A 12,310-nucleotide genomic window follows, 5' to 3' on the forward strand; every position below is an offset into this window, starting at 1 on the left:
ATTATGAAAAAACATATTCTAATAATTACTATAACTTTTTTATTATTTCATAGTAAAATAATTGCACAATTAATTTCTGAAGAGGCTTCAGGATTTAAGTATGTAATTACATTTCCAGATACAGCAGGAAATGATAGGGATTATAGATTCCCATACTATAATATTAATTCAAGTTCTTTAATTTTTGTTTATTCTCAAGTAAATCAATTCATTTCATTATCAAATAAAAAAACATTTACCAGAGTAAATTTACTTGCTGGAAAAGTAAATACAATTGATGTTTCCAATTATAATTTACAAACTACAAACCCTGGTGTTGTTTCAGATAATTCAATAACTATTGATGCAGACTTTCCAATTGTTGTTTATTGTTACATAAATACTAGTTTTGGGGCAGAAGCTTGGACGCCATTACCTGTTGAGAGCTGGGGAACAGAATATTATTTAGCTACATTGCATAGTGATAAAACAAATAATATAAATCCTGCAACAAATGATGAGTTTAATTTTGGGAATAAAGATTTTTCACCCGCACCAGCACAGGCAATAGTAATTGCTGCTTATGATAACACTCAATTTTCTATAAAAGCAAATCTAACATCAAATTATAAAAGACTTGCCCCGGCAAATACACCATTAGTTGTAAAATTAAATGCTGGTGAAACATTTTTGATAGAATCTTGGGTAGAGACCTCTTATCTAAATAGAAATGAACCAATAGATAGTCTTGTAGATTTAGGTGGTTTTAAAATTGAATCTGATAAGCCTGTAGGGGTTATTTCAGGTAATACCAGATCTTTAGGTTTAGATCCAACTGCAATTTCTAATAAAGCGTTAGCGTTAACTGGTAATTCACTTAAAAATTTATTCATTGAATCATTAGCACCAGTTAATCAACTTGGTAAAGAGTTTGTTTATTTACCATCAATGGATACAAAAAATCCGAATTCAGGAAGTAATTCTGGAATAAGAAAAAAGGAGTCAATAAGAGTGTATGGTACTTCTCCAGGAATTACAATAATAAGTTTAGATAATAAAATTAATAGTCAAGTTAATGAAGGAACTGGTTCTGATTACATTCAGAAATTATCTTTTAATCCAATTAACCCACATTATATTGTTACTGATAAACCATCACAAGTTTTTATGAATTCTTCAGCTGTTTCTGAAAAATTAAAGTCAAGTGTAACAACCTGGGCTGGTTCTTCATCAGATTATAACACTTACGGAGGATTTATGGTTGAGTCTGTACCAATAGAACATTGGGTATCATTTGCCCCATTTATAACACCTAGTTTTGGTTATGAAAATTATTTAAATATTGTTACAAAAAAAATCAATAAGAATAATTTGTTTAAAGTAGTTGGGAATAGTAGAAAACAAATACCTTTAACAGATATACCTGGAACTGACTTAGCTTGGGGATTTATCCAGTTGAAAATTGATGAATCGGGAGTAATTGAAGGTATTAAAGACTCTAAATTTTATGGTTATGTGTATGGAATTCCTTTAAATGGTTTTTGTTTTGAACTTTTTTCTCCAGGAGTTACAAAGAAAAAAGATGATGATAAAAACATTCCAAAACTTGAAAGTTCTGGATCTGGAAATAAAGTTTTACATGCTTCAGAATATAGAGAACAAATAAAAAATGCAAGTTATGGATATCCTTTAGCTCCTTCAAGAAACATAATTGGAAAAGGGGATTCGTTAGAAGTTCAGTTAATTTCTGATTGTAATTTGATGAGAATTAAATACAAAACCTTTAATCAAAATCCGGTTGGATTACGAACTATTAAATTAGAGAATCCGATTAATATGAAATTATTTTTTATTGATCCTAAAACTGTTAAAGAAGTTATCAATTCAACAATAGGTGAATTTTATGTTACTCCAATTGATACAAGTAAATATGCAGAAACTACAATCTTGATTCAAGATAGAACTGGTAAAATATGGAGGTATTTTTTTTCAAATGGAGAACAATTTATTTATGAAAAATTCACTCAAACAAAATCAAAGAATGGTACTACTTCAATTATTTCTTTAAGGAATCCTCTTGCTTATCCTGTTACTATTAAAAAAGTTTATTTGCAAAATGGTTACCCTTATACAATTACTTCAGTAACTCCTTTCCCACCTACTCAAATACCATCTAATGGAATATTAAAAGTAGGTTTATTACTTCCAAAAGATTCAACACATAAAAGTGATTTTATTGTTGTTGAAGGAGAGTGCAGAAAAGTAAGCATCAATATTAAAATTTCAGATATTGATAGTGTTTCAATTCCTGTTTTAAGCGAATTTCCACCTCGAATTGAATGGGTTGCTGGTATAAATGATTGTACTAAAAATAAAAAAAGAGAGTATGATACAACAGTTTCAGTATTCAATGTTGGGAACAAAATTATGGTTATTGATACATGTTTTTTGTTTGGAAAAGATGCTGATAGCTCAATATTTATTTTAGGTGAAAGACCTAAAATTCAAAAAGGTGATTGGGTTAGACCCAACGATACAATAGAGTTTAGAAGATCTCAACAAGTAATTTTTAGACCAAAAGAAGAAGGGAATTACTCATGTATATTTGTACTTGTTACATCTGACGGTGATTCTCTTAAAGTGGAGCTAAATGCATCTGCAATTGAATCTCATATTTCAATTTCAAATTATGACTTTGGAAAATTTGAATTTATTGGTGAAAGAAAAGTCAGTTCATCGGGTGATGTAATTTTAAAATCCTTACCATCAAGAATTAATACTATTACAGATATTAAAATTATTGGAAATGATTCTCTTGATTTTGAGTTTGAATCAGGGTTTGATTTACCAACAATTGAAAAACCATGGACATTAAAAATTGGTGAATTAAAAAAAATCCCATTGATTTATAAACCCTCTACTAATGGCAGAAAAACTGCTAAACTTTCAGTTTCAGGGGATCATTCAAAATGTGATGATTCAACTAATATTTTGATTGGTGAATCTTATCAGTTTAAATTTGAATCTGAAGTTACTTCTCACTCATTTGCTAAAATTATGAGTTGTAAAAAAGATAGCTCTGTGATAAAATTATCGAATACAGGTACTGGTTCAATTTTTATAACTGATTATAAATTGATTGATGATAAAAATGTTTTTACTGTTGAACCTATTAAATTACCTTTTCCTTTAGCTCCTCTTGAGAGTGTAAATATAAAAATTAATTTCAAATCTAAAAATCCTGGAAGCTACTCAGGGAGTTTGTTGTTTTATCCAGTTAAATTTACAGACAGTTCATTATTACCAATTTTAGTTAGTGAATTAAATGGTTCAAGTTTTTATATCAAATCGAAGATTTCTTCAATAAAAGGAGTTAAAGGTTTGCCATACGATACAGTTATAATACCTTTAAAGCTATTAGATCAAGTAGATGATCTTTCTTTAAATAAATTTATTATAACAGTTAAGTATGAAAAAGGAACTTTACTATTATTAAATTCCTCTACAAATGAATTTAAATCAAAATTTTTAAATAATAGTATCATTAAAGATTGGAATTTCAATATTATTAAAAACGTGCCTGGTGAAATAATTGTAGAATTTACCTCAACAGATAATTCTTTAAAAGGTGTAGGTGAGTTGTTAAGAGTTCCATTCCAATTGTTTGCTGGTTCAGAACCTCTTAGCACTGTTAAGTATTATTTGGATATTGGAGAATTTGGAAATTGTGCAACAATAACAACTGATTCAGTATATGTAACTTTAGATTCAAATTGTGAAACTTTAACTAGATCTGTTGAACTTACAAATTCAATTTACAAATTAAATCCAATTTCACCTAACCCATCAAATGGTAAGATAAAATTTAGCTTTAGTTTAGGTTTAGACGGTAATACCAATTTTTGTTTACTAAATAACAAAGGAGTAAAAATCAAGGAGTTATTACGAAATAATTTAGGTATAGGAAATTATTCGATTGAAATGAATTCTAACGATTTACCAAATGGAATTTACTTTTATAGAATAGAATCTGGTGTATGGTCAGATACAAAAAAATTAATCATTTGTAAGTAAATTTGTTTTATAAAAACGGTTGCAAAATTCAATACAACCGTTTTTTTAATAATAAAATCTAGTTTAATTTTTCAGAAGAATAACTGACTAAATCTTTTAAAATATTCTCTTCAAATGGTGATCTTAATCCAGCAGAATTAAATATCTCGAGTACACTTTTAGTTCCACCTATTTCACACAAATTAATATATCTTTTTAAAGTATCATCAGGATTGCTTTCGTTAAGAATTCCTAACTGCAAAGCACCAATTTGTGCAACAGCATAATCAATGTAGTAAAATGGCATTTGAAAAATATGACCATTTCCATACCAAAAATATTTTGTAAAATCTGAACTTTCAACAACAGGTGAATACTTTTTAATTATTTCCTTATACTTATCTTCTCTATCATTAATAGATACATTTGGATTCAAATATACCCATTCTTGAAATTCATCACCAATTGCCATTGTTGTAAATAAGAATATTGCATTTCTTAAATGTTCTTTTCTATATTTAATTGCATTCTCTTTTGAAAAATAAGATTCCATCAAAGGCATAGAAATAAACTCCATACCCATAGAACAAATCTCTGCAGCATCATAACTAGGCCATTGTAACATTATAGACTCAATCCTTTTTTGAGATTCAAATGACTGAAAAGCATGCCCCATTTCATGTACAATTACTCTAACATCATCACTATTACCAGTTGAATTTAAAAAAATTGCCACTCGACCTTCATCTGGAATTGAAGTACAAAAACCTCCTTGTCTTTTGCCAGGTCTATTCTCTAAATCTATTAGTTTATCATCAACCATAGACTTGAAAATGTTTGATAATCTAGGTGATAATTTATCAAATAAATTTTGAGTTTTCTCTAATTGTTCATCAATTGGAATTACATTATTAGGCAAACTTAAAGAAGGAACAAAACTAACATCATAAGGATTTAACTTATCTGTACCTAACTCTTTTATTTGATTCAGTTGAAGTTGACTTTTAAGGGGTACAATAAATTTTAAAATATTATCTCTAAATTCTCGAACTTCTTTAACTCCATAATCTGTTCTTTCCATATTTTTATAACCCAATTGAAGGAAGCTCTCATAGCCTAAATTTAAAGCCATTTGAGTTCTTAATTTTACGAGTTCATCAAATATTTGTGAACACTCATCTTTAAGATTTTTATAACAAATACATTGTTGAGTATAAAGTTCTTCTCTTAAACTAGCATCTGGTGATTGCCTAAAATTAGAAGCTTGAGCTAATGAATATTCTTTACCTTGAATAGTAATTCTTTGTGAAGAAAGTAATTTTGCATGCTTTGTAGAAAGTTCTCCAATCTTAACATTTAACTCAATGTTAATTGGATTTAAAGAATCAATAGTATTTTCTAATACTGAAAGTATTCTTTTCCCATATTTAATTCCTATAGCTTCCTTATGATTTGTATCTAATAAATAATTAATCAATTGGAAGTTAAATTTAGAAGAAACTGGAATAATTTGTTCTCTAAAATATTTATCTGCTATTTCTAATTCAAGGTTATTCATATCTTTTGCTAAAGCATAATGAATACGGTTTATTTCTCCAGTTATATAACAATCTAGAGCATTCCATTTTTCAAATAGATTTAACCAATTGGTTGGTAATTCTGAGCTATTCGCTTCTTGAACAAGATTTAATAAGGTTGTGTATTCATCAATGACAAATTCAACTGTTAATGATTCTGGACGGTCTTGATAATATTTGTATTGCATAATTTTGAAGAAAATTTAATTTAACTCTGCATTAAGATGTAAAATAGAGGCTGCTTTATCCATTAAAAATTTAATAATATTTTCATCAAATGGAGAAGTAAATTCAACATCATTAAATATTTCTAATACACTTTTAGTTCCTCCAATTTGACATAAACGAATATACTTTTCCATAGCTATTTTATGATCTTTTAAATCTTGAATAGCAAGTTGCATAGCACCAGTTTCGGCAATTGCATAATCTATATAATAAAATGGCATATCAATGATATGAAGCTGTGAATACCATCTTGCATAAATTAGTTTTTCATCCATTGAATAATCAACGTCTGGTTTGTATATTTTCCAAATAGTAACCCAAGCATTATCTCTTTCTTCCATTGTTGAATTAAAATTTTCATAAACCCAATGTTGGAATTCATCTACTATGCATATGTAGGTCATTAATCCAATTGCTTCTCTCCATCTACCTTGTGAAAATTTGATTCTATGTTCTTCAGAAAAGAAATAATGAAGTTGTTGCAGAGCTAGATACTCCATTCCCATTGAATGAATTTCACATGCATCTGAAGTTGGCCATTGCAAATCAATTGCTTCAATTGGTTGAGACTCCCATCCTTGAAATGCGTGTCCCATCTCATGCATCAAAGTTCCTACATCACCTTGATCTCCAGTTGAATTACATAAAATTGCAACTCTTCCTTCATCTGGGAAACTTGTGCAAAAAGCTCCTGATCTTTTACCTACTCTATTTTCAAGATCTATCAAATTCTCATTCCTCATTTTTCTAAAATAGTCAGCTAATTTAACATCTAATGAATCGAAAACTTTTTCTGCGTTATCAAGTTGATTTTCAATCGGAGCTATCCCAACTGGTAATGTACAAGAAGGACAATATTCTGTATCCCAACATTTCAAAGTTTGAGTGCCTAATTCTTGTGCTTGCTTTTTAAGCATTTGAGATTGTAATGGTACTACAAATTTTCTCACAGAATCTCTGAATTGTTTTGCTTGTTGAGGTCCATAATCAGTTCTTCCCATGCTTAAATACCCTAATTCAATAAAGTTCTTAAATCCTAGGTTCAATGCCATTTGATGACGAAGTGCCACCATCTCATGAAATATTTTTCCTAATTCATCATGATGATTTAAAAACCAATTCCTATGGTTTAAAAAAGCTTCTTTTCTTGTTTCAGGATCTGATGAGGCTTGTTTTGAACGTGCTACTGGTAATGTAACTTTTTCACCAGAAACAGTTACAAATCCAGATGAAACAATTTTATTATACGTGTTTGAAAGAGAACTTAGTTTAACATTTAAATCAGTATTGATTGGTGCTAATGGTTTAACAGATGTTTCAAGAACAGCAATTAAATGTTCTCCAAATTTTTTACCAACATCAGACTTATATCTACTTTTAAGGAATGAATCTAAAATTTTGGAACTCCCATTACTTGAAATTGGTGAAACTTTTTCACGAAAATATTCTTCTTCATCCTCAATTTTTTTATTGCTCATATCTTTAGAAAACTCATATCCAATTCTGCTTCCTTCACTTCCAATATATGATTTTAAAGCATTCCAATCTAAATATAATGATATCCATTTTTCAGGGGTTTCATAGTTTTCTGCTTCCTCAATTTTTGAAAATAAAATATCAAATTCAGCTTGAATAAATTCAGCTGTTAAACTTTCAGGTCTTTGTTTGTAATGTTTGTAATCCATATTTTGTATAAGAATTTAAATTCGCTAAAAAAATTAGTTGCAAAAATATACTTTATTGAAAATTTAATCTAATTAAATTTTTAATTTTCAAGTATTTCTTTAGTTTTTAATTGTCTAAAATGAAACATTTTTTTTATAATTCTATTAATAATCAACCAATTAAGAAATTCTCCTAGTTTACCAAAAGGAGGAATATATTCAACAATATCAGTTAAAATTGTCCCTTCATTTTCAACTTTGAAAAATCTCTTTTGAAACCAATATTTAAAAATCCCTTTTCTTTGAATATCATGCATTAACTCATTTTTGATACAGTCAGTAATTTCTACTTCAAGAATAGATCTAATAAAATAAAATTTTCTAATTTCCAAAACAACTTTGTATCCAACTCCTGAAATATCATTCATACTAATAATTTTAAAATTGATATCACGTGGAGTAATTCTTAATAAATTATTTGTATCCATGTGGAAATCAAATACTTTTTCAATTGGAGCGTTTATAAATATTTGTTTTTTATATGAATTCATCAACATAAGACGTTTTAGATTTGTTTTAATTAAAAAAATCCCGATAAATTTAATTATCGGGATCTTAATGTATAAAAAAATTAAATTAATTAATGACTTGAACTAGGTGTCATAGAACCTGTAACTGGCTTTTGTGGCGATTTATCTTGAACATAACCATATACTGGTAAATTAAGTATTGGTGTTTCTTGTGATGTTGTTTTTACTGAAACTGTACCTGAAATTTGTCCAACTCCAGTTGGAGTTACAAATACTTTTATTTCAGTTTCCTTTCCTGGAGCAATATCTTTTGAACCAACTAAAACTAACCTTATCTTTGGTTGAGGAGCTGGTGGTGGATTTGAACCACCAGACATTGATGCAGGAGTTGAAGCAGCCTTAACAACTTCTGAAGAAATTATTGAAAAAGAAACATCACCTGAGTTAGAGATTTTAACAGAACTTGAACTCTCTACTCCTTTTTTAGGATCAACTAATGAAAAATATTCTCCAGGAGTAACTGTTACTGTTCTTCTTAAATTTGCTTTTAAAGAATAAACTAGAGTTGTATCATATCTTGAAGAGTCTTTAGCTAAAGTTGAATCAAATTTCTTTTTAGTTGTGTCATTCATTTTTGCTAATGAATCTTTTGAAATTCCCATTGGATCAGTTGCTGTAATAGTAATTGATTTATCTGTTTGACCATGTTTTCCAGTAGTATTTAAGGTTACGTTTACAATTGTAGTATCACCTGGTTTTAGAAGATCCTTAGTTAATGGAGCGCTTGTACAGCCACAACCTGGTCTAACTTCCTTAATAAACAAATCTCCATCTCCAATATTTTTAAGTATAAAAGATGTTTTTAATTGATTGTCTTTTAAAGTTGAAACTTTTATCTCACCCCAATCATGAGTAATACCACCAACAACTTCAAGTTTGCCATGGCTATTTGATGAAGTATTTGCACCTTCTTTTTTACATCCAATTAAAATTACTGAAAATAAAAGTACTAAGAAAATAGAATTAAATTTAATGTTCATGTTTTAAGTATTAGTGGAGAAATATATTTGTTAAAATTTCGTTTGCAAAAGTAGTTTAACCAAATGTATAAACTAAAGTATTAACTAGTATTTGTTTAGACTTTATATTAAAATTTTCATTCCATTTAGTTAAAATTAAATTAACTAATCCTATTTTTTTCAAAAAAAGTAATTCAATATTTTAATAATATAAATAAAGATTAGTTACAAACTTTTGCGAGTAATTAAAGTTTACTTGAAATAATAAACTTATTTTTGACCACTTAAATTCCAATTTATGAATATATTAATTTTCAATTGGCAATGTTGGACTAACCCATTAGCCGGTGGCGCGGAAGTCCATTTACATGAAATCTTTAAAAGAATTGTTAAAGCCGGAAATAGTGTTACACTCTTTTGTTCTAACTATAAAGGTGGTTCAGTTGAAGAAGTTATTGATGGAATTAAAATTATAAGAAGAGGAGGTAGAAACACTTTTAATTTTATAGTTCCATTTTATTATTTTCTTTTATTTAAGAAACAAAATTTCTCTGTTGTTTTAGACGACATTAATAAAATCCCATTTTTTACACCATTGTTTATCAAGAAGAATCTAGCTAGTATTGTTCACCATTATTTTGGTAAATCAATTTTCCTTGAATCAGGATTAATTTTAGGTAACTATGTTTTTAGAACTGAGAATTTGATTGGTAAATTTTATAAAAATGTACCAATGTTTGTAGTATCCAATTCCACAAAAGATGAAAGTATTAAAAGAGGTATATTAGAAAATAACATTTACTTCGCTCCAAATGGAATTGATGTTAAATGCTTTAGAGAAAACTCTTTTGAAAAAACAAGTTATCCTTCAATAGGATATTTCGGTAGATTAAAAAAATATAAAAGTGTTCAACATTTGATAAGTGCATTTATTGAAGTAAAAAAAAATATTCCTGATTCGAAATTAGTAATTATTGGAAAAGGGGATTTTGAGAATGAGTTAAAAAAACAATCTATAGAAAGTGGTTTTATAGAAGATATAATTTTTACTGGTTATGTATCCGAAGAGTTGAAAGTTGAATGGTTAAATAAACTATGGCTAGTTGTTAACCCTTCAATGAAAGAAGGTTGGGGAATTGCAAATGTGGAAGCAAATGCTTGTGGAACACCTGTAATTGTGGCTAATTCTCCTGGATTAAAAGATTCTGTTATTGAGAATTTTAATGGTCTATTATATGAATATGGGGATATAAAAAGATTATCCGAACTTATTATAGAAGTTATAAATAATAATGAACTAAGAAATAGATTATCAATTGGAGCAAAGAAATTTACTGATAATTTAAGTTGGGATAATTCTGCAAATAGTGTGTTAAAAACTTTGAACAATATATTTTAATTAAATAATAATTTATGAATAAATTTTTAGAACGTATAATTGAAGGGGTAATAGTTACTGATGGTTCAATGCAATCAGTTTTAAGTTCAATGGGATTTGATGAAACCCCAATTGAAATTTATAATTTAAAAAATCCAATCATTATAGAAAAAATTCATTTTGAGTTTATAAATGCAGGAGCAGAAATTATTCAATCAAACACATTATTTGGAAATACAATTTCTTTGTCTCAATATAAACTTGACGATAGGTTTTATGAGATAAATAGAAAAGGAGTTTGGCTTGCTCGAACAGCAGCGATAAACAAAGCCTTTGTTGCTGGAGTTGTTGGTCCTGTTGGGAAGTTTCTTTATCCAGTAGGGCAGTTAAAACCAGATATTGTTTCAGAAGCATTTACTTCTCAAATTCATGCTTTGTTAGATGGAAAATGTGATATAATTATGTTGAAATCTTTTATTGACATTGATGAACTTGAACTAGCTTACAGTGCTGTAAGAAAAATATCTAAAGATATAGCTATTATAGCTCAAAAATCTTTTCCAGAGGATGGATCAGTTTTAAAAACAGAATATCCAAAAGTAATTGCAAATAAACTATATAAAGAGGGAGTTGTTGCTATTGGTACAAATGGTACTGTTGGTCCTCAAAGAATGAAAGAAATTGTTAAATCGTTGTATGGAGTTACTAACGCAATTCTTTCAGCACAACCAGATATTGGAATCCCAACTTTAATTGATAACGTAGCTTCGTATAATGCAACATCAGAATATGTAGCTCAATCTTGTAAAACATTAGTAGAAAATGGAGTAACTATTATTGGTGCAGATGGAGGTTGTTTACCAGAACATACTAAAGCAATTTCTATGGCAGTAAAAGGTTTAAAAGTAGGCAAACCAGAAATCATAGTAAAGCCAAGTATATTAAAAAATAATAGTACCCTTGATTTAGAATTAGCTAAATCTAAATTTCAAAAAAACATTGGAAAAAAATTACTTGTATCAGTGGAGTTAGATGTTCCAAGAGGATTAGATTTAAATTCTATTTTTAAAGGAGCAGAGTATTTATCTAAAAATGAAATTGATGCAGTTAATATATCAGATGGTGCAAGGGCAAGACTCAGAATGTCACCAATAACAATATCACATCTAGTTCAGAATAAAACTGGAATGGAATGTATTTCTCATTTTGCATGCAGAGATAGAAATATGGTTGGATTACAAAGTGAACTCTTATCTGCTTATACTCTTGGAGTAAATAATATTTTATCAGTAACAGGTGATCCAGCTCAAATAGGAGATTACCCGTACGCAACTAGTGTATATGATTTAGATTCAGTAGGGTTGATTAGAGCATTAAAAAGAATGAATCTTGGCTTAGATTTGATGAATAACCCTATTGGGAAAAAAACAAATTTTATGATTTCATGTGCTTGTAATCCAGTCTCAGATAATTTAGAAAGGGAAATTTACAGATTAGAAAATAAAGAATCTGAAGGAGCTGAAATAGCTTTTACACAACCATTATTTGAAGTTGAAGATTTTAACAATTTCATTGAAAATACTTCACATTTAAAAATACCAATTATGGTTGGTATTATACCTTTAAGAAGCCCTAATCATGCTCAATTTTTGCACAATGAAGTTCCAGGAATGATGATACCAGAAAAGTTAAGAAAAAGGATGCAATCATCTTCTAACCCTGCTAAAGAAGGAATTGAAATTGCAGTTGAATTTTTAACTGAATTATTATCTATAAAAAATAAAAGAATTGCAGGAATATATTTAATGCCACCTTTTGAAAAGTATGATATGGCAATTGAAATTATGAATAGAGTAAAATAATTTTATTCTAAATATAAAAT

Annotated in this window: 7 protein-coding genes; 3 read left to right on the forward strand and 4 right to left on the reverse strand. The window is 28.4% G+C overall.

What is annotated here, in order from left to right:
• Window positions 1–3: 3 nt before the first annotated feature.
• The gene (locus IPP08_05480) at window positions 4–4,053 is read left to right on the forward strand and encodes a T9SS type A sorting domain-containing protein (GenBank protein ID QQS67617.1); all 4,050 of its coding nucleotides are present in this window, start codon (window positions 4–6) and stop codon (window positions 4,051–4,053) included.
• A 58-nt stretch (window positions 4,054–4,111) separates the two neighbouring features.
• Here the strand turns inward: IPP08_05480 and IPP08_05485 are convergent, their stop codons facing one another.
• From IPP08_05485 to IPP08_05500, 4 genes are all read right to left on the reverse strand, one after another.
• A complete protein-coding gene (locus IPP08_05485) occupies window positions 4,112–5,797 on the reverse strand; it encodes a M3 family oligoendopeptidase (protein QQS67618.1) in 1,686 nt (561 codons plus the stop codon).
• A 15-nt stretch (window positions 5,798–5,812) separates the two neighbouring features.
• The gene (locus IPP08_05490) at window positions 5,813–7,522 is read right to left on the reverse strand and encodes a M3 family oligoendopeptidase (GenBank protein QQS67619.1); all 1,710 of its coding nucleotides are present in this window, start codon (window positions 7,520–7,522) and stop codon (window positions 5,813–5,815) included.
• A gap of 80 nt (window positions 7,523–7,602) precedes the next feature.
• Window positions 7,603–8,052, reverse strand: a complete 450-nt coding sequence (locus tag IPP08_05495) for an SRPBCC family protein (protein ID QQS67620.1) — start codon at window positions 8,050–8,052, stop codon at window positions 7,603–7,605.
• Between the two features lie 89 nt (window positions 8,053–8,141).
• Complete coding sequence (locus tag IPP08_05500; GenBank protein ID QQS67621.1) at window positions 8,142–9,071, reverse strand: DUF1573 domain-containing protein; 930 nt, start codon at window positions 9,069–9,071, stop codon at window positions 8,142–8,144.
• A gap of 277 nt (window positions 9,072–9,348) precedes the next feature.
• On the opposite strand from IPP08_05500, the gene IPP08_05505 reads away from it, so the two are divergent.
• On the forward strand, window positions 9,349–10,449 hold the full coding sequence (locus IPP08_05505; GenBank protein QQS67622.1) for a glycosyltransferase family 4 protein: 1,101 nt from the start codon (window positions 9,349–9,351) through the stop codon (window positions 10,447–10,449).
• A 14-nt stretch (window positions 10,450–10,463) separates the two neighbouring features.
• The gene (locus IPP08_05510; GenBank protein QQS67623.1) at window positions 10,464–12,290 is read left to right on the forward strand and encodes a bifunctional homocysteine S-methyltransferase/methylenetetrahydrofolate reductase; all 1,827 of its coding nucleotides are present in this window, start codon (window positions 10,464–10,466) and stop codon (window positions 12,288–12,290) included.
• Window positions 12,291–12,310 lie beyond the last annotated feature (20 nt).

The organism is Chlorobiota bacterium, assembly GCA_016700335.1.
Lineage (GTDB): Bacteria > Bacteroidota > Ignavibacteria > OLB7 > OLB7.